Source organism: Kluyvera sichuanensis, from assembly GCF_014218705.1.
Taxonomy (GTDB): domain Bacteria; phylum Pseudomonadota; class Gammaproteobacteria; order Enterobacterales; family Enterobacteriaceae; genus Kluyvera; species Kluyvera sichuanensis.
Genome location: NZ_JABBJF010000028.1, coordinates 13,614 through 30,684 on the forward strand (window position 1 = coordinate 13,614; position 17,071 = coordinate 30,684).

20 protein-coding genes are annotated in these 17,071 nt (G+C 56.1%); 16 read left to right on the forward strand and 4 right to left on the reverse strand.

From position 1 onward, the window contains the following. Positions 1 to 43 precede the first annotated feature (43 nt). Complete coding sequence (locus HII27_RS21425) at positions 44 to 763, reverse strand: RNA polymerase sigma factor FliA (protein ID WP_185669448.1); 720 nt, start codon at positions 761 to 763, stop codon at positions 44 to 46. Positions 764 to 927: 164 nt separating this feature from the next. Then, on the reverse strand, positions 928 to 2,601 hold the full coding sequence (locus tag HII27_RS21430) for a FliC/FljB family flagellin (protein WP_185669449.1): 1,674 nt from the start codon (positions 2,599 to 2,601) through the stop codon (positions 928 to 930). A 265-nt stretch (positions 2,602 to 2,866) separates the two neighbouring features. Between HII27_RS21430 and fliD the strand changes: the two genes are divergently transcribed. Genes fliD through fliT form a run of 3 tightly spaced genes read left to right on the forward strand, consistent with a single transcriptional unit; the run spans position 2,867 to position 5,085 of the window. Next, positions 2,867 to 4,276 (forward strand): flagellar filament capping protein FliD, encoded by a 1,410-nt coding sequence (gene fliD / locus HII27_RS21435; protein WP_185669450.1) that lies wholly within the window; start codon positions 2,867 to 2,869, stop codon positions 4,274 to 4,276. Positions 4,277 to 4,300: 24 nt separating this feature from the next. Beyond that, positions 4,301 to 4,711 carry a flagellar export chaperone FliS gene (gene fliS / locus HII27_RS21440; protein ID WP_185669451.1) on the forward strand — a complete coding sequence of 137 codons (411 nt, stop codon included), beginning with the start codon at positions 4,301 to 4,303 and terminating at the stop codon, positions 4,709 to 4,711. Further along, positions 4,711 to 5,085 (forward strand): flagella biosynthesis regulatory protein FliT, encoded by a 375-nt coding sequence (fliT, locus tag HII27_RS21445; RefSeq protein WP_185669452.1) that lies wholly within the window; start codon positions 4,711 to 4,713, stop codon positions 5,083 to 5,085. Before fliS ends, fliT begins: the two co-directional genes overlap by 1 nt. Before the next feature lie 43 nt (positions 5,086 to 5,128). Here the strand turns inward: fliT and yedD are convergent, their stop codons facing one another. Both yedD and fliE read right to left on the reverse strand, forming a co-directional pair. After that, positions 5,129 to 5,542, reverse strand: coding sequence for a lipoprotein YedD (yedD, locus tag HII27_RS21450; RefSeq protein WP_185669453.1), 414 nt, complete (start codon positions 5,540 to 5,542; stop codon positions 5,129 to 5,131). Positions 5,543 to 5,725: 183 nt separating this feature from the next. Next, positions 5,726 to 6,037 carry a flagellar hook-basal body complex protein FliE gene (fliE, locus tag HII27_RS21455; protein ID WP_185669454.1) on the reverse strand — a complete coding sequence of 104 codons (312 nt, stop codon included), beginning with the start codon at positions 6,035 to 6,037 and terminating at the stop codon, positions 5,726 to 5,728. 215 nt (positions 6,038 to 6,252) lie between these two features. Here fliE and fliF point away from each other — a divergent pair, with 215 nt between their 5' ends. The 13 genes from fliF to fliR all read left to right on the forward strand — a co-directional run bounded on the left by fliF (position 6,253) and on the right by fliR (position 16,891). Next, positions 6,253 to 7,923, forward strand: a complete 1,671-nt coding sequence (fliF, locus tag HII27_RS21460; RefSeq protein WP_185669455.1) for a flagellar basal-body MS-ring/collar protein FliF — start codon at positions 6,253 to 6,255, stop codon at positions 7,921 to 7,923. Then, entirely contained in the window at positions 7,916 to 8,911 is a 996-nt protein-coding gene (fliG, locus tag HII27_RS21465) for a flagellar motor switch protein FliG (RefSeq protein WP_185669456.1), read from the forward strand. Before fliF ends, fliG begins: the two co-directional genes overlap by 8 nt. Further along, complete coding sequence (gene fliH, locus HII27_RS21470; RefSeq protein WP_185669457.1) at positions 8,904 to 9,602, forward strand: flagellar assembly protein FliH; 699 nt, start codon at positions 8,904 to 8,906, stop codon at positions 9,600 to 9,602. Before fliG ends, fliH begins: the two co-directional genes overlap by 8 nt. After that, positions 9,602 to 10,972, forward strand: coding sequence for a flagellar protein export ATPase FliI (gene fliI, locus HII27_RS21475; RefSeq protein WP_185669491.1), 1,371 nt, complete (start codon positions 9,602 to 9,604; stop codon positions 10,970 to 10,972). Before fliH ends, fliI begins: the two co-directional genes overlap by 1 nt. A gap of 21 nt (positions 10,973 to 10,993) precedes the next feature. After that, positions 10,994 to 11,437: a flagellar export protein FliJ gene (gene fliJ / locus HII27_RS21480; RefSeq protein WP_106929946.1), complete on the forward strand. Its 444-nt coding sequence runs from the start codon at positions 10,994 to 10,996 to the stop codon at positions 11,435 to 11,437. Further along, complete coding sequence (locus HII27_RS21485) at positions 11,434 to 12,627, forward strand: flagellar hook-length control protein FliK (protein WP_185669458.1); 1,194 nt, start codon at positions 11,434 to 11,436, stop codon at positions 12,625 to 12,627. The genes fliJ and HII27_RS21485 overlap by 4 nt, the downstream gene beginning before the upstream one ends. A gap of 104 nt (positions 12,628 to 12,731) precedes the next feature. After that, complete coding sequence (fliL, locus tag HII27_RS21490) at positions 12,732 to 13,199, forward strand: flagellar basal body-associated protein FliL (protein ID WP_185669459.1); 468 nt, start codon at positions 12,732 to 12,734, stop codon at positions 13,197 to 13,199. 4 nt (positions 13,200 to 13,203) lie between these two features. After that, positions 13,204 to 14,208 (forward strand): flagellar motor switch protein FliM, encoded by a 1,005-nt coding sequence (fliM, locus tag HII27_RS21495; RefSeq protein WP_185669460.1) that lies wholly within the window; start codon positions 13,204 to 13,206, stop codon positions 14,206 to 14,208. After that, complete coding sequence (gene fliN / locus HII27_RS21500) at positions 14,205 to 14,618, forward strand: flagellar motor switch protein FliN (RefSeq protein WP_185669461.1); 414 nt, start codon at positions 14,205 to 14,207, stop codon at positions 14,616 to 14,618. The genes fliM and fliN overlap by 4 nt, the downstream gene beginning before the upstream one ends. Before the next feature lie 121 nt (positions 14,619 to 14,739). Beyond that, entirely contained in the window at positions 14,740 to 15,075 is a 336-nt protein-coding gene (fliO, locus tag HII27_RS21505; protein ID WP_185669492.1) for a flagellar biosynthetic protein FliO, read from the forward strand. Then, on the forward strand, positions 15,075 to 15,812 hold the full coding sequence (gene fliP / locus HII27_RS21510) for a flagellar type III secretion system pore protein FliP (protein ID WP_185669462.1): 738 nt from the start codon (positions 15,075 to 15,077) through the stop codon (positions 15,810 to 15,812). Before fliO ends, fliP begins: the two co-directional genes overlap by 1 nt. Positions 15,813 to 15,821: 9 nt before the next feature. Continuing rightward, a complete protein-coding gene (gene fliQ / locus HII27_RS21515; RefSeq protein WP_062778154.1) occupies positions 15,822 to 16,091 on the forward strand; it encodes a flagellar biosynthesis protein FliQ in 270 nt (89 codons plus the stop codon). 5 nt (positions 16,092 to 16,096) lie between these two features. Beyond that, positions 16,097 to 16,891 carry a flagellar biosynthetic protein FliR gene (gene fliR / locus HII27_RS21520; RefSeq protein WP_185669463.1) on the forward strand — a complete coding sequence of 265 codons (795 nt, stop codon included), beginning with the start codon at positions 16,097 to 16,099 and terminating at the stop codon, positions 16,889 to 16,891. The last annotated feature ends 180 nt before the right edge of the window (positions 16,892 to 17,071 follow it).

Here is a 17,071-nt window from a genome sequence, read left to right on the forward strand (position 1 = left end):
ACATAATGCGGCATTTTTGGCGCTAACGTGACGTTACTCCAAGCTACGATTTACCCAGTTTAATGCGCAGACGCTTAATGGCCTGGCTGTGCAGTTGGCTGACGCGCGACTCCCCGACTTCCAGAACCGCGCCGATCTCTTTGAGGTTCAGCTCTTCCTGGTAATAGAGTGTTAACACCAACTTCTCACGCTCCGGCAGGGCCTCGATGGCCTCCATCACGCGATGGCGAAGATCGCCTTCCAGTAGTTGATGCAGTGGGTTTTCGTGTTGATTCTCTTCCGTCACCAGCTCGATGCTGTCGCCGTATTCTTCTCGCCATTCATCATAGGAGAAGAGCTGGCTGTTATTGGTATCCAGCAGCACCTGACGGTATTCTTCAATCGCGATCCCCAGCCGCTGCGCGACTTCGGTTTCGGTCGCGTTTCGTCCCAGTTCCTGCTCCAGCTGTCCTAACGTTTGCGCAACTTCACGCGCGTTCCGCCGGACGCTACGCGGCACCCAATCACGGCTGCGTAATTCGTCCAGCATCGCCCCACGGATGCGTTGCACTGCGTAAGTCGTAAATGCCGTACCTTGCAGAGCGTCATAGCGTTCAACTGCGTTCAATAAGCCGATACCGCCCGCCTGGAGCAGATCGTCCAGTTCCACGCTCGCCGGCAAACGCACCTGAAGGCGCAATGCTTCGTGACGCACCAGCGGCACATAGCGTTGCCATAGCGAGTGTTTATCCATTACACCTTCAGCGGTATACATTGAATTCACGATAAACAGCCCTGCATTAATATGAGTTATCGGCACGATTATCCGTTTCTATAGCCGTTTTAATCGATGGAACAGTGGGAGAAATGTGGGGTTATTTGCGGAGTAAGTGAAATTTCAGCAACAAAAAAACCCCGCCGAGGCGGGGTTGGTCAGGTTGAGAGCGATTAGCCCTGCAGCAGAGACAGAACCTGCTGTGGAACCTGGTTCGCTTTAGCCAGCACGGAGTTACCGGCCTGCTGAATGATCTGCGCTTTAGACATGTTGGACACTTCGGTCGCATAGTCGGCGTCCTGAATACGGGACTGCGCTTCAGACAGGTTGGTGGTGGTGTTGTTCAGGTTAGTTACCGCGGAATCCAGACGGTTCTGGATAGCACCCAGGGAAGAACGGAATTTATCGATAGACGCGATAGCGTCATCCAGCGCTGCCAGTGGGTTGGTAGTTGCCTCAGATGCACTAGTCGTATTAGTTGTTAAGTTACCATTAGCACTTACATAGATAGATTTGCTGGTAGACGCATTTTCACCGCTAGTAATTGTGCCATCAGCTTGAGCAAAATACTCAGCAGGAGTTTTGCTCACCTTCCCGTCGACTAAATACGCTGATGCAGCGGTGCCATCGGTGACAGTATATGTCGATGGTAAAGTTACACCAACGGTTGCAGTATAAGTCTCATTTTTAACGGCATTAGCAAACGTTGAAGCATCAACAGAAATATCTACGCCATCAAAGCCATCGTTAGCCGCATTAGCGGTAAATGTGCCTTTATCTGTTGTAATGACTGTTTTTGCATTGGTGTTGTTTGCCATTAAGCCAGACAGTTTAGCCTGAGCATCAGTCCCGGCATTAGTTTTACTTAAGTTGCCTTTGCTATCAAGATAGAGAGCGGCACCATCATCAGCAGCAGTCAGGGAACCATCTTTAGCAATAATGACTTTCTGCTCTTGAGCAGTTGAACCATCGCCAATACTTACTGTTGCAGCAGTGGTACCACCCGCTTCAGGATTCAGGAACGCTGCCAGTTGGGTCGCGTCAACGGAAGATGAAGCCGTATATGTATTGGTATCTTTATGGTATGTGTACTCAACTGGCGTACCAGCAGTAGGTGCCGCACCAAAGCCAACATCTGCTTCCGTGGAAACTTTACTGCCATCAACACCAGCTACCGCATTCAAAATATCCGTGCTACTTGCAACGGCTTTATCAGCAATATATCTATTAACCCCAGCTGTAGTAACACCCGTATTATCCAGTTTTAAACCAACCATATCTTTAAGTGTGGCGGCGGTATTGGCTGTTTCACCTTTGCCATTCACGTTAAAACCGGTCAGTTTCAGTGTAGAGGAGTCAATCTTTTTCAGGTCGATCGTGATGGTTTCGCCATCGTTAGCACCCACCTGAATTTTCATGGAACCGTCTTTGGACAGTACGTTCACGCCGTTGAACTGGGTCTGACCGGATACGCGATCAATTTCGTCCAGACGGGATTTGATTTCGTCCTGAATGGAATCCAGGTCAGATTTAGAGTTAGTACCGGTGGTCGCCTGAACGGTCAGCTCACGTACACGCTGTAAGTTGTTGTTGATTTCAGACAGAGCACCTTCAGTGGTCTGCGCAACGGAGATACCGTCGTTAGCGTTACGTGCAGCCTGAGTCAGGCCTTTGATGTTGGAGGTGAAACGGTTAGCAATCGCCTGACCCGCTGCGTCATCCTTCGCGCTGTTGATACGCAAGCCAGAAGACAGACGCTCGATAGAACTGGACAGAGCAGACTGGTTCTTGTTGATGTTGTTCTGAGTGATCAGCGAGAGGCTGTTGGTATTAATGACTTGTGCCATGATTCGTTATCCTATATTTCAAGTCGTTGATTACGTATTGGGTTTTCACCCGTCGGCTCAATCGCCGTCAAAGGTGTTATCGTCTGCCGTAAAACAACCTTTAGAATTTTTTTTACCAAACCCGCTTTTTTTTAGCCGCCGAAATACTCTTTTCTGTTGCCCTTATTCTCGCCATTAAAAAAAAACAATTAAGCGTAAACTTTGACGCATTCAGGCCGATAACCCAGACATTCATTCTACGTGTCGACACATTTAAGGAATAAAAATGGCAAGTATTTCTTCATTGGGGATCGGATCCGGCCTGAAGCTGGGCGACATTCTGGATAGCCTGACCGCAGCTGAAAAAGCCACGTTAACGCCTATTACCAAACAGCAAACCTCCTACTCCGCTAAGCTCAGCGGCTACGGCACGTTGAAAAGCTCGCTGGAGGCGTTCCAGACCGCCAACACCGCGCTGTCTAAAGCGGACCTGTTTACCGCCACCACAACGGCCAGCACCACTACCGCCTTTAGCGCCACCACCACCGGCAACGCCATTGCGGGTAAATACACCATTAGCGTGACCCAGCTGGCGCAGGCGCAAACGCTGACCACCAGTAAAACGCAGGCCGACAGCAAAACAGCCATCGCCACCAGCGACAGCGTCCTGACGATTCAACAGGGCGGCGACAAAAAGCCGGTGACCATTGATATCAGCGCGGCAAACTCCTCGTTAGCCGGGATCCGCGATGCCATCAACAACGCCAAAGCGGGCGTCAGCGCCAGTATTATTAACGTCGGCGGGGCCTATCGCCTGTCAGTGACCTCGAATGACACCGGCAAAGATAACGCCATGACGCTCAGCGTCAGCGGCGACAGCGCGCTACAAAGCTTTATGGGCTATAACGGCGTCAAAGACGGTGACGGCAACGGGATGACCGAGAGCGTGACGGCGCAAAACGCCAAGCTTACGGTGAATAACGTTGCGATTGAAAACAGCAGCAACACCATCAGCGATGCGCTGGAAGATATTACGCTGAACCTCAATGACGTCACCAGCGGCAACCAGACGCTGACCATCACCCAGGATACGACAAAAGCGCAAGCGGCAGTAAAAGCGTGGGTGACGGCCTATAACGCCCTGCAGGATACGTTCAGCAGCCTGACCAAATACACCGCGGTTGACCCTGGCTCCGACAGCCAAAGCACTAACAACGGCGCGCTGATTGGCGACACCACGCTGCGCACCATTCAGACCCAACTCAAGAGCGCGCTGAGCAATACGCTGAGTTCTTCTACTTACAAAACGCTGGCCCAGATTGGTGTCACTTCTGACCCAAGCACCGGTCAACTGGAAGTCGATGACGACAAACTCAGCGCCGCGCTGAAAAAAGATTCCTCCGCCGTTGGCACGCTGATCGTCGGCGACGGCAAAAAAACCGGTATCACCACCACCATCGGCAGCAACCTGACCAGTTGGCTCTCCAGCACCGGGATCATCCAGGCCGCTAAAGATGGCGTCAGCAAAACGCTGAACAAACTGACCAAAGACTATAACGCCGCCAGCGATCTGATCGATCAGAAGGTCGCCCGTTATAAAGACCAATTTACCCAACTGGACGTGCTGATGACCTCGTTAAATAACACCAGCAGCTATTTAACGCAGCAGTTCGAATCTACCAGCAGTTCCAAGTAATCATTCTTAACCAGGAGAGACATCATGTACGGGGCAAAAGGTACGCAGGCCTACGCACAGATTGGAGTAGAAAGCGCCGTGATGAGCGCCAGCCAGCAGCAGCTTATCAGCATGCTGTTCGACGGCGCGCTCAGCGCGCTGATTCGCGCCCGCCTGTTTATGCAGGATGGCAATCTGCAGGGTAAAGGGCTTTCCCTGTCGAAGGCGATCAACATCATCGAAAATGGTCTGAAAATCGGCCTTGATGAAGAGAGCCGCGATGAGCTGACGCAGAATCTGTTAGCGCTCTACGCCTATATGGTGAGACGACTTCTGCAGGCCAACCTGCACAATGACACCGGTGCCGTTGAAGAGGTGGAAAACCTCATGCGCAATATCGCCGATGCCTGGAAGGAATCTCTGCTTACGCCTAACTTGATTCAGGACGCCGTCTAATGAGCTATGCACCGCACCTTTATCTCGCGTACCAACATCTGGTCGAAAAAAGCAACAGGATGCTGCGACTTGCTACGGAAGGACTATGGGATGAACTGATTGCCAGTGAAATGGAATACGTTAATGCGGTGCAAAAGATTGCTCAATTAACCCAGATAAGTGAACCTACCGACCCGGTTCAGGAGCAGCTTCGTCCGCTGCTGCGCACGGTACTGGATAATGAAAACACCGTAAAACGTCTGCTACAGGCGCGCATGGATGAACTGGCCAAACTGGTGGGGCAATCGTCGATCCAAAAGTCGGTGATGTCGACCTATGGCAAACAGGGGGGCCAGGTGCTGGTGCCTCAGGATAATGTCGATCTGAACCATTAACAGGGTTCGCTCCGGCAACGGTTTGTGCCGGAGCGACAGTGCCTTACGGCAGTACGGACGGCAGCGGCGCTTTGGTCAGCGCAGCGGCACATTCTACCGTTGGGCGTTCGACGCGCTGTAGCGTCATCCCATCATACTTCAACGTATTACCGTCACGCTTCACCGCGTAAACGTCCAGCTTATCGGTGACGTTATAGACGTCCGCATCACGTAGCATCAGTTTCCCCGGAACGGCAATCACACGCTGCCACTGGCGACAGTCCAGGGTATCACCATCACGGGTCACAATCAGGCTGCCCATCGCTTCGGGACTCACCAACGCGCTTTGCGGGCCAACCGACTGCCAGTACCCTGCCAGCCCCGCCGGTGCCGGGGCTTTTACCACGGCGGAGTAATCGGTGATCTGCGCACAACCTGCCAGCGTTAACATCGCCGCCACAATGGCTAATTTTTTCATTATTCGTCCTGTTCCGGGAGAAAAAAACAGAAACATTATAGCGTTAAACCGACTACCGTTTCACGGTAATTGACCATTGCGTGGAGAGTTGAGAAATGAAAGGAATAATCAGAAAGGAGGATTACCGTTGAAGGCCGGATAAGCGAAACGCCATCCGGCACCGTTTTCGGGACGGACTAACGATTAAACCTGCATAGCCATCACGTCCTGATACGCACTCACCAGCTTATTGCGCACCTGAATCCCCATCTGCAGCGAGACCGACGCTTTTTGCAAGTCGGTCATCACATCGTTCAGCGCGATGCCCGGCTCTCCCAGCGAAAACTTCTCCGCCTGCGCCTTCGCGCTGTTTTGCGTTTCGCTCACCCGATCCAACGCGGCGTGAAGCTGCCCGGCAAAGCTGATGCTTGGTTGCGTATCCACGCTCTGATTGCGCGCCATCGCCGCCGTGGCTTGCAGCTGTGACAGAACACCTTCAATACCCTGAATCGCCATATGAACTCCCGGATTGTGTTTAACCTGGGAACGAGCTTACCAGTTTGTCAATAAGATAAAGGCGCTAAATAGCACCATAAAAACGGGTTATTTGGCCCATCAAATTTCCTAAAGGAACAAATAATGGCATGGCTATCTTTATGTGTTCTGACCTGGGAGTCTGCTTTGTTTTCGTTAACGTTTAACGCCATTGATCAGGATCGACGAGGTGCGCAATGAGCGCGAGTGCTACGGCTACGCCACAAAATAAAACCTTAGAGTGGGTCAACCGCCTGCGCGCGAATCCTAAAATTCCACTGATGGTCGCCAGCGCAGCTGCGGTGGCCGTACTGGTGGCGATGGTGCTGTGGGCAAAAACCCCAGACTATCGCACGCTGTTCAGCAACCTGTCCGATCAGGACGGCGGCGCTATCGTCACGCAGTTAACCCAGATGAACGTCCCCTACCGCTTTGCCGATAACGGCGGCGCGCTGGAAGTGCCTGCGGATAAAGTTCACGAACTGCGTCTGCGTCTGGCGCAGATCGGCCTGCCGAAGGGCGGCGCGGTCGGCTTTGAACTGCTCGATCAGGAAAAATTCGGCATCAGCCAGTTTAGCGAGCAGGTGAACTACCAGCGCGCGCTGGAGGGCGAACTGGCCCGTACCATTGAAACCCTCGGCCCGGTAAAAAGCGCCCGCGTGCATTTAGCCATGCCGAAGCCGTCGCTGTTCGTCCGTGAACAAAAATCCCCTTCCGCCTCCATCACCGTCAACCTGGAACCGGGTCGCGCGCTTGATGAAGGCCAGATTTCTGCCGTGGTGCATCTGGTTTCCAGCGCCGTAGCGGGTTTACCGCCGGGTAACGTGACGCTGGTCGATCAGGGGGGTCACCTGCTGACCCAGTCTAACACCAACGCCCGCGACCTCAACGATGCGCAGTTAAAATACACGGCCGACGTGGAAGGCCGCGTTCAGCGCCGTATCGAAGCGATTCTGGGGCCGATTGTCGGCAACGGCAACGTCCATGCGCAGGTTACCGCCCAGCTTAACTTCGACAATAAAGAGCAAACCGACGAGCAGTATCGCCCGAACGGCGATGCCAGCCAGGCAGCGGTGCGTTCCCGTCAGGTCAGCGAAAGCGATCAGGTAGGCAGCCCTTATCCGGGCGGCGTACCGGGCGCCTTAGCCAACACGCCCGCCCCGGCACCTTCTGCGCCGATCGCCACGCCGCCAGCCAATCAAGCTAACGGCCAGACCGCCGCGAACCGGAATACCACCACCACCGGTCCGCGCAATACGCAGCGCAATGAAACCAGCAACTACGAGCTTGACCGCACCATCATGCACACCAAGAAAAACGTCGGCGATGTCCAGCGTCTGTCGGTGGCCGTGGTGGTCAACTATCGCAATCTGCCGGACGGGAAACCGCTGCCGCTGACCAGCGATCAGATGAAGCAGATTGAAGATCTGACCCGCGAGGCGATGGGCTTCTCCACCACCCGTGGCGACACCCTGAACGTGGTTAACTCACCGTTTAATGAAACCGATGAAAGCGGCGGCGAACTGCCGTTCTGGAAGCAGCAGTCGTTTATCGATCAGCTGTTGTCCGCCGGTCGTTGGTTACTGGTGCTGATTGTCGCCTGGCTGCTGTGGCGTAAAGCGATTAAACCGCAGCTCCAGCGCCGCGAAGCCATCGCGCTGGCAGCCGCCGAACAGACGAAAGTCCGGCAGGAAACGCAGCAAGCCGTTGAGGTTCGCCTCAGCAAAGATGAGCAGACACAGCAGCGCCGCGCTAACCAGCGCCTGGGTGCTGAGGTCATGAGCCAACGTATCCGCGAAATGTCTGATAACGATCCGCGCGTCGTGGCGCTGGTCATTCGCCAATGGATGAATAACGACCATGAGTAACCTTTCTGGAATCGATAAAAGCGTCATTCTGCTGATGACGATTGGCGAAGACCGCGCGGCGGAGGTGTTTAAGCACCTCAGCACCCGCGAAGTACAGCAGTTGAGTACCGCAATGGCGGGCGTAAAGCAGATCTCCAATCAGCAACTGACCGATGTACTGTCGGAGTTTGAACAAGAAGCCGAGCAGTTCGCGGCGCTCAGCGTCAACGCCAACGAATATCTGCGTACGGTGCTGGTAAAAGCGCTGGGCGAAGAGCGTGCTGCCAGCCTGCTGGAGGATATTCTCGAAACCCGCGAAACCACCAGCGGCATCGAAACCCTCAACTTTATGGAGCCGCAGAGCGCCGCCGATATTATTCGCGACGAGCACCCGCAGATTATCGCCACCATCCTCGTGCACCTCAAACGTGCTCAGGCGGCAGATATTCTGGCGCTGTTCGACGAGCGTCTGCGTCACGATGTGATGCTGCGTATCGCCACCTTCGGCGGCGTGCAGCCGGCGGCGCTAGCGGAGCTGACCGAAGTGCTGAACAACCTGCTCGACGGCCAGAACCTCAAGCGCAGCAAAATGGGCGGCGTGAGAACGGCGGCCGAAATTATCAACCTGATGAAAACGCAGCAGGAAGAAGCGGTCATCACCGCGGTACGCGAATTCGACGGCGATCTGGCGCAGAAAATCATCGACGAGATGTTCCTGTTCGAAAACCTGGTCGAGGTCGACGATCGCAGCATCCAGCGCCTGCTGCAGGAAGTGGACTCCGAATCGCTGCTCATTGCTCTCAAAGGCTCCGAGCCGCCGTTGCGCGAGAAGTTCCTGCGCAATATGTCCCAGCGTGCGGCCGACATTCTGCGCGACGATCTGGCAAACCGTGGCCCGGTCCGTCTGTCTCAGGTCGAGAACGAACAGAAAGCCATCCTGCTTATTGTGCGTCGTCTGGCCGAAACCGGCGAGATGGTGATTGGCAGCGGAGACGACACCTATGTCTGATACCACGCCGTGGAAAGTCTGGCAGCCTGACGATCTCTCGCCGCCGATGGAGATGGAGTTTACCCCGCTCTCCCTCGACGAGCCGAGTGACGAGCAGGAGGAGATCTCCGCTGAACAGCTTCAACAGCAGCAGTTGGCTCAGTTACAGATTCAGGCCCACGAACAGGGCTACCAGGCCGGGCTGCATGAAGGTCATGCCGCCGGTCAGCAGCAGGGTTATCAAGAAGGTCTGGCGCAGGGGCTCGAACAGGGTCTGGTACAGGCCAAACAGGAGCAGGCCCCTATTCACGCCCGAATGCAGCAGTTGGCAAGCGAGTTTCAGCATACGCTGGATACCCTCGACAGCGTGATTGCTTCGCGCCTGATGCAGATGGCGCTGGAAGCGGCGCGACAGATTGTCGGCCAGGTACCGGTAGTGGATAACACCGCGCTGATTAAGCAGATCCAGGCGCTGTTGCAGCAGGAACCGCTGTTCAGCGGCAAACCGCAGCTGCGCGTCAGCCCGGAAGATTTACCGCGCGTTGAGGAGATGCTCGGCGCCACGCTCAACCTGCACGGCTGGCGGCTGCGCGGCGACCCAACGCTGCACCCCGGCGGCTGCAAAGTCTCCGCTGATGAAGGCGATCTCGATGCCAGCGTAGCCACGCGATGGCAGGAACTGTGCCGCCTGGCGGCACCGGGAGCCTGCTGATGACCGTGCGTCTGACCCGCTGGCTGAATACGCTCGACAATTTCGAAGCGCGCATCGCGCAGCTGCCTGCCGTGCGCCGCTACGGTCGCCTGACTCGCGCTACCGGGCTAGTGCTGGAAGCCACCGGGCTACAGCTACCGCTTGGCGCGACCTGCATTATTGAGCGCCAGCAAGGGGCAGAGATGCAGGAAGTGGAGGCCGAAGTGGTCGGCTTCAACGGTCATCGCCTGTTCTTGATGCCCCTCGAAGAGGTGGAAGGCATTCTGCCCGGCGCACGCGTCTATGCCCGCAATATTGCTGGCGACGGCCTGCAAAGCGGCAAACAGCTACCGCTTGGCCCGGCGCTGCTGGGCCGCGTACTCGACGGCAGCGGCAAACCGCTCGACGGCCTGCCATCACCCGACACCACCGAAACCGGGGCGCTGATCACCGCGCCGTTTAACCCCTTACAGCGCACGCCGATTGAGCACGTGCTGGATACCGGCGTGCGGCCAATCAACGCCCTGCTCACCGTCGGGCGCGGCCAGCGTATGGGGCTGTTTGCTGGTTCCGGCGTCGGTAAGAGCGTGCTGCTCGGCATGATGGCCCGCTATACCCGCGCCGACGTGATTGTCGTCGGGCTTATCGGCGAACGTGGCCGTGAAGTGAAAGACTTTATCGAGAACATTCTTGGCACCGAAGGCCGCGCGCGTTCGGTAGTCATTGCCGCCCCGGCGGACGTCTCTCCCCTGCTGCGTATGCAGGGTGCCGCCTACGCCACCCGCGTGGCGGAAGATTTCCGTGACCGCGGTCAGCACGTCCTGCTGATCATGGATTCCCTGACCCGCTACGCCATGGCGCAACGTGAGATCGCACTGGCGATCGGCGAACCGCCGGCCACCAAAGGCTATCCGCCTTCCGTGTTCGCCAAACTGCCCGCGCTGGTTGAACGTGCGGGCAACGGCATCACCGGCGGCGGTTCAATCACCGCGTTTTATACCGTACTGACCGAAGGCGACGATCAGCAGGATCCGATTGCCGACTCCGCGCGCGCCATCCTTGATGGTCATATCGTGCTGTCGCGTCGGCTGGCAGAGGCCGGGCACTATCCGGCGATTGATATTGAAGCGTCAATCAGTCGTGCAATGACCGCGCTCATCAGCGAAGAGCATTACGCTCGGGTGCGCAACTTTAAGCAGCTGCTCTCGAGCTTCCAGCGTAACCGCGACCTGATAAGCGTCGGCGCGTACGCCAAGGGCAGCGATCCGATGCTCGACAGGGCCATTACGCTCTGGCCGCATCTGGAAGCATTTTTACAGCAAGGCATTCTTGAAAAAGCAGACTGGGAATCGTCAATCCAGGCCCTGGAATTGATCTTCCCATCGTCATAGTGAAGCAAGAGGATCACAAATATGGCGCAGCACGGTGCATTAGCAACGCTGAAAGAATTGGCAGAAACCGACGTGGACAACGCCGCCCTGGTACTGGGCGAAATGCGCCGCGGCTGCCAGCAGGCGGAAGAGCAGCTCAAGATGTTGATGGACTATCAACTGGAATACCAGAACAGCCTGAACAACGACATGACGCAGGGCATTGCCAGCCTGCGATGGCAGAACTACCAGCAGTTTATCCAGACGCTGGAAAAAGCCATCGATCAGCACCGTCAGCAGTTGGTTCAGTGGAATAACAAAGTGGAGCAGGCGCTGAACTTCTGGCGCGAGAAAAAACAGCGCTTGCAGGCATGGCAAACGCTCCAGGACCGTCAAGCCTCTGCCGCGCTGCTGGCAGAAAACCGTCTTGATCAGAAAAAAATGGATGAGTTTGCCCAACGCGCAACCTTGAGGAAACCCGAATGATTACTCTGCCTAATCTTGCTGTTAGCGATGCGAACCTTGCAGGCGCGGACGCGACGGCGAAAACCCCGGGATCTCCCGAGGATTTTCTGGCGCTGCTGGCAGGCGCATTAACCCAGAGCGCCGATCCAGGTAGTGCAAAAACCGCACTGTTAAGCGGCGACGATGCTAAAGGCCTGCGCGATATTAAAGTTCAGGGACAGTCATTGACCAAATGGCTGGTTCAGCAGGAAGCCACCCAGGCTAACGCCAGCGCGGAAAGCGACGGTGACTTCGCGGCTTCGAGTGATGCTCAGGCCTTGTTAAGCTCGCTGGCGGCACATCTAAAAAGTGAACTCACGACCGGTAAAGCGGACGTCAAAAGTGACGACGATTCCGCTGAGAGCAAACTCAGCGACGACGACCTTAAAAGCCTCAGCGCGTTGATGGCAATGCTACCTGTCACTCCGCCGATTCAGCAGGCAGCAACCGTCACGGCGCCTGTGCAAAATGGTGACGCGCTCAGTTCGCTGACCACCGCACTCAGCCGTGGTGGTGCAAAATCTCAGGGCTTTGTGGATGTCAAAGGCACGCCGACCACACAAACGGGCGTTGATGCTCGCACGCTGCCCGCCGATTCCGCCTTTGTGATCCCAACGCAGAAAGCCGAATCGGAAAGCGTCTCAAGCCCAACGGCCGCAACCGCTGCGCTGGCGCCGGTCGCCAACCAGAACCATGCGGCACCGGTTCTTCCGGCAGCGGCAACGGCAAACATTCGCGCCCAGCTTGGCACACCGGACTGGCAGCAGAACGTGAGCCAGCATATCACGCTGTTTACCCGTTCGGGCCAGCAGACCGCCGAACTGCGCCTGCACCCGGAATCGCTTGGTCAGGTTCACATTACGCTGAAGGTGGAAGACAACCTGGCGCAAATCCAGATGGCTTCGCCTCACAGCCACGTTCGCGCCGCACTGGAAGCTGCGCTGCCGGTACTGCGCACGCAGCTTGAGGAGAGCGGTATTCAGCTGGGACAGAGCAATATCAGCAGCGATGGTTTTGCCGGGCAGCAGCAACAGCCTTCGTCCCAACAGTCGTTTGCCGCGCGCAGCGACGCTGACGGCCGCGAAAATCAGGATGACAATGAGCTTCTTGCCGTCCCTGCCGCCCTGCAATCCGCCGCTCGCGGGGACAATGCGGTAGATATCTTTGCTTAAACGCCCGAGGTAACACGATTATTCCCGTCTTTTCCACGCTTTGACCCGCGCGGGAGGCGGGATAATCATCGGATAAGCAGTAGTAAAAAGGAAGACCGCATCAGATGACTGACACCGCTATCAATAAAAAGAGCAAACGCTCCCTCTGGATCCCCCTGCTGGTGCTGGTAACGCTCGCCGCCTGCGCCACCGCAGGCTACAGCTACTGGCATTTAACCAACAAAGCGGAAACCGCCGCGCCGAAAGAAGCGCCGCCGCCCGCCGCGCCGGTCTTCTTCCCGCTGGATACCTTTACCGTCAATCTCGGCGATGCCGACCGCGTGCTGTACGTTGGCGTGACGCTGCGCATGAAGACCGAAGCCGATCGCGCCCGTCTGAATGACTATCTGCCGGAAGTTCGCAGCCGTATGCTCCTGCTGCTCTCACGCCAGGATGCAACTAAGCTTGCTACTGATGATGGCAAAAAACAGCTCGCCGCCGAGATTAAAGAGACGCTGAGCGCGCCGTTGATTGCTGGTCAGCCGAAACAGAACATCACTGACGTGCTGTATACAGCCTTTATTTTGCGATAGCACCATGGGCGATAGCATTCTTTCTCAGGCCGAAATTGACGCGCTGTTGAACGGCGACAGCGACAATCCTAACGAACCGCAGGCACGCGCTGTGGGCGAAGATGACATTCGCCCCTACGATCCCAATACCCAACGACGCGTCGTCCGCGAGCGTCTGCAGGCGCTGGAGATCATCAATGAGCGTTTTGCCCGCCACTTCCGTATGGGGTTGTTCAACCTGCTGCGCCGCAGTCCGGACATCACCGTGGGGGCGATTCGCATTCAGCCCTACCACGAGTTTGCCCGCAACCTGCCGGTGCCGACCAACCTTAACCTGATCCATCTGAAGCCGCTGCGCGGTACCGGCCTGGTGGTGTTCTCGCCAAGCCTGGTGTTTATCGCCGTGGATAACCTGTTCGGTGGCGATGGGCGTTTCCCGACCAAGGTAGAAGGTCGTGAGTTCACCCACACCGAGCAGCGGGTCATCAACCGCATGTTGAAGCTGGCGCTGGAAGGCTATAGCGACGCGTGGAAAGCGATTAACCCACTGGAAGTGGAGTATGTGCGCTCGGAGATGCAGGTGAAGTTCACCAACATCACCACCTCGCCGAACGACATTGTGGTGAATACCCCGTTCCACGTAGAGATAGGCAACCTGACCGGCGAGTTTAATATCTGCCTGCCGTTCAGCATGATCGAGCCGCTGCGCGAACTGTTGGTCAACCCGCCGCTGGAAAACTCGCGCCATGAGGATCAGAACTGGCGCGAAAACCTGGTGCGCCAGGTGCAGCATTCCGAGCTGGAACTGGTCGCGAACTTCGCCGATATCTCGCTTCGACTGTCACAAATACTCAAACTACAACCCGGTGATGTGCTGCCGATAGAGAAGCCCGATCGCATTATTGCGCACGTCGACGGCGTGCCGGTGCTAACCAGCCAGTACGGCACGGTTAACGGGCAATATGCGCTGCGCGTAGAACATTTGATCAACCCGATTTTGAATTCGCTGAACGAGGAACAGCCCAAATGAGTGATATGAATACTCCACCCGATGACAACAGCGGATCCGTGGACGATCTGTGGGCTGACGCGCTGAACGAACAGAAAACGACCAGCAGCAAAAGCGCTGCCGATGCGGTATTCCAGCAACTGGGCGGCGGCGACGTCAGCGGCACCCTGCAGGATATTGACCTGATCATGGATATCCCGGTCAAGCTGACCGTTGAACTGGGGCGCACCCGGATGACCATCAAAGAGCTGCTGCGTCTGACGCAGGGTTCCGTGGTGGCGCTGGACGGTCTGGCCGGCGAGCCGCTGGACATTCTGATCAACGGCTATCTGATTGCCCAGGGCGAAGTCGTGGTCGTGGCCGATAAGTACGGCGTACGCATCACCGATATCATTACGCCGTCAGAACGTATGCGCCGCCTGAGCCGTTAAAATGAGTACCAACCACGCTGCGCCATCCGCCCCTACTGCCCACGCCGCCGCGCCGTCAAGCCACGGTGCGGCGGCAGCACCGGCCACCACGCCGGTGACCGTTGCCCATGTCAATGAACCCATGACCTCGCCGTTGATTCAGGTGAGCGGTGCATTGCTGGGCATTATTGTCTTAATTCTGGCCGCCGCGTGGGTAGTCAAACGCGTGATGCCCGGAGCGATGAGAAATCCGGCCGCTAGCGGGTTGAAAGTGAGCGCCAGCGCTTCACTTGGCGCTCGCGAACGCGTGGTCATTGTGAACGTCGACGATGCGCGCCTGGTGCTAGGCGTCACTGCCCAACAGGTCACGCTGCTGCATAAGTTGCCGCCCGCACCAACCGATAGCCAGCCGCAGGCCGCTGCGCCTGAGTTTGCTTCACTGATGAAAAATATGCTTAAGCGTCCCGGGAGATCCTGATGCGTCGTGTTTATTCCCTTGCGCTGAGTGGGCTATTACTGCTTTCGCCTTCGGCATTTGCTGAACTTCCAGGCCTTATCAGCCAACCGCTGGCCAACGGCGGTCAGAGCTGGTCGCTGCCGATTCAGACGCTGGTATTTATTACCTCTCTGACCTTCCTTCCGGCTATTTTGCTGATGATGACCAGCTTCACCCGCATCATCATCGTCTTCGGCCTGCTGCGCAGCGCCCTGGGCACCCCGTCCGCGCCGCCTAACCAGGTGCTGCTGGGGCTGGCGCTGTTCCTCACCTTTTTCATTATGTCGCCGGTCATCGACAAGGTTTATACCGACGCCTATCAGCCGTTCAGCGAAGATAAAATCACCATGCAGGATGCGCTGGAAAAAGGGGCGCAGCCGCTGCGTGAATTTATGCTCCGTCAAACGCGCGAAGCCGATCTGGCGCTGTTTGCCCGGTTGGCCAACAGCCAGCCGATGCAGGGGCCAGAAGCCGTACCCATGCGTATTCTGCTCCCGGCTTACGTCACCAGCGAGCTGAAAACGGCCTTCCAGATTGGCTTCACCATTTTTATCCCGTTCCTGATTATCGACCTGGTGATCGCCAGCGTGCTGATGGCGCTGGGGATGATGATGGTGCCGCCCGCCACTATCGCGCTGCCGTTTAAGCTAATGCTGTTTGTGCTGGTTGACGGCTGGCAGCTGCTGGTCGGTTCGCTGGCGCAGAGTTTTTACAGTTAAGGAGTACCCATGACCCCTGAATCCGTCATGATGATGGGCACCGAAGCGATGAAGGTAGCGCTAGCGTTGGCTGCCCCGCTGCTACTGGTGTCGCTGGTCACCGGCCTGATTATCAGTATTCTGCAGGCCGCGACGCAGATTAACGAAATGACGCTGTCGTTCATTCCAAAAATCATCGCTGTGTTTATCGCTATCATCGTCGCCGGGCCGTGGATGCTTAATCTGCTGCTAGACTACGTGCGCACGCTGTTCAGCAACCTGCCCTATATCATCGGCTAAGCGCGATGCTCAATTTTACCAGCGACCAGTGGCTCTCCTGGCTCAGCCTCTATTTCTGGCCGCTGCTGCGCGTGCTGGCGCTGGTCACCACCGCGCCGATTTTGAGCGAACGCTCGGTGCCTAAACGCGTCAAGGTGGGGCTGGGAATCATCATTACCCTCGTTATTGCCCCTTCTTTGCCGGTGGTGGAAGTACCGATTTTCTCGGCAGCCGCGCTCTGGCTGGCGCTACAGCAGATTCTTATCGGCATTGCGCTCGGGTTTACCATGCAGTTCGCTTTTGCCGCGATACGCTACTGCGGCGAGATTATCGGCCTGCAGATGGGGCTGTCGTTTGCGACGTTTGTTGACCCCGGTAGCAACCTCAACATGCCTATCCTGGCACGTATTATGGATATGCTCGCCCTGCTGCTGTTTTTGGTGTTTAACGGTCATTTGTGGTTGATTTCGCTGCTGGTCGACACCTTCCACACCCTGCCCATCGGCGGCGAGCCGATCAACAGCAACGCGTTTCTGGCGCTAACCCGTGCGGGCGGTATGATCTTCCTCAACGGTTTGATGCTCGCGCTGCCGATTATCACCCTGCTGCTAACGGTTAACCTGGCGCTGGGGATGCTCAACCGCATGACGCCACAGCTGTCGGTCTTCGTTATCGGTTTTCCCATTACCCTCACCGTCGGTATTCTGCTGATGGCCGCATTAATGCCGCTTATCGCACCGTTCTGCGAGCACTTATTTAGTGAGATATTTGATCTATTAGCAGATATTATCAGTGAGTTACCACGCATAAATTCTCCATAATTCCCTCCTGGTTATTATGAGGAAATTCCTAAAGTCAAACGTAAAAAACATCTACCAGCATATCGCTGGCGCGGGTTATTTGTTTTTAGGTCTTTCACATAACATAACATTTACTTTACTTTGAGATGATTCCTGGCAAATTATACGTAACTTTACGGGATAGTTGATGCCGCCTGTTCG

Bases quoted from the DNA above. Each gene is read 5' to 3' on its own strand.
- fliJ (WP_106929946.1), top strand. From the start codon at position 10,994: ATGGCGCAGCACGGTGCATTAGCAACGCTGAAAGAATTGGCAGAAACC.
- HII27_RS21485 (WP_185669458.1), top strand. From the start codon at position 11,434: ATGATTACTCTGCCTAATCTTGCTGTTAGCGATGCGAACCTTGCAGGC.
- fliN (WP_185669461.1), top strand. From the start codon at position 14,205: ATGAGTGATATGAATACTCCACCCGATGACAACAGCGGATCCGTGGAC.
- fliD (WP_185669450.1), top strand. From the start codon at position 2,867: ATGGCAAGTATTTCTTCATTGGGGATCGGATCCGGCCTGAAGCTGGGC.
- fliO (WP_185669492.1), top strand. From the start codon at position 14,740: ATGACCTCGCCGTTGATTCAGGTGAGCGGTGCATTGCTGGGCATTATT.
- fliP (WP_185669462.1), top strand. From the start codon at position 15,075: ATGCGTCGTGTTTATTCCCTTGCGCTGAGTGGGCTATTACTGCTTTCG.
- fliR (WP_185669463.1), top strand. From the start codon at position 16,097: ATGCTCAATTTTACCAGCGACCAGTGGCTCTCCTGGCTCAGCCTCTAT.
- fliT (WP_185669452.1), top strand. From the start codon at position 4,711: ATGAGCTATGCACCGCACCTTTATCTCGCGTACCAACATCTGGTCGAA.
- fliS (WP_185669451.1), top strand. From the start codon at position 4,301: ATGTACGGGGCAAAAGGTACGCAGGCCTACGCACAGATTGGAGTAGAA.
- fliQ (WP_062778154.1), top strand. From the start codon at position 15,822: ATGACCCCTGAATCCGTCATGATGATGGGCACCGAAGCGATGAAGGTA.
- fliG (WP_185669456.1), top strand. From the start codon at position 7,916: ATGAGTAACCTTTCTGGAATCGATAAAAGCGTCATTCTGCTGATGACG.
- fliL (WP_185669459.1), top strand. From the start codon at position 12,732: ATGACTGACACCGCTATCAATAAAAAGAGCAAACGCTCCCTCTGGATC.
- fliF (WP_185669455.1), top strand. From the start codon at position 6,253: ATGAGCGCGAGTGCTACGGCTACGCCACAAAATAAAACCTTAGAGTGG.
- fliH (WP_185669457.1), top strand. From the start codon at position 8,904: ATGTCTGATACCACGCCGTGGAAAGTCTGGCAGCCTGACGATCTCTCG.
- fliE (WP_185669454.1), bottom strand. From the start codon at position 6,037: ATGGCGATTCAGGGTATTGAAGGTGTTCTGTCACAGCTGCAAGCCACG.
- HII27_RS21430 (WP_185669449.1), bottom strand. From the start codon at position 2,601: ATGGCACAAGTCATTAATACCAACAGCCTCTCGCTGATCACTCAGAAC.
- yedD (WP_185669453.1), bottom strand. From the start codon at position 5,542: ATGAAAAAATTAGCCATTGTGGCGGCGATGTTAACGCTGGCAGGTTGT.
- fliI (WP_185669491.1), top strand. From the start codon at position 9,602: ATGACCGTGCGTCTGACCCGCTGGCTGAATACGCTCGACAATTTCGAA.
- fliM (WP_185669460.1), top strand. From the start codon at position 13,204: ATGGGCGATAGCATTCTTTCTCAGGCCGAAATTGACGCGCTGTTGAAC.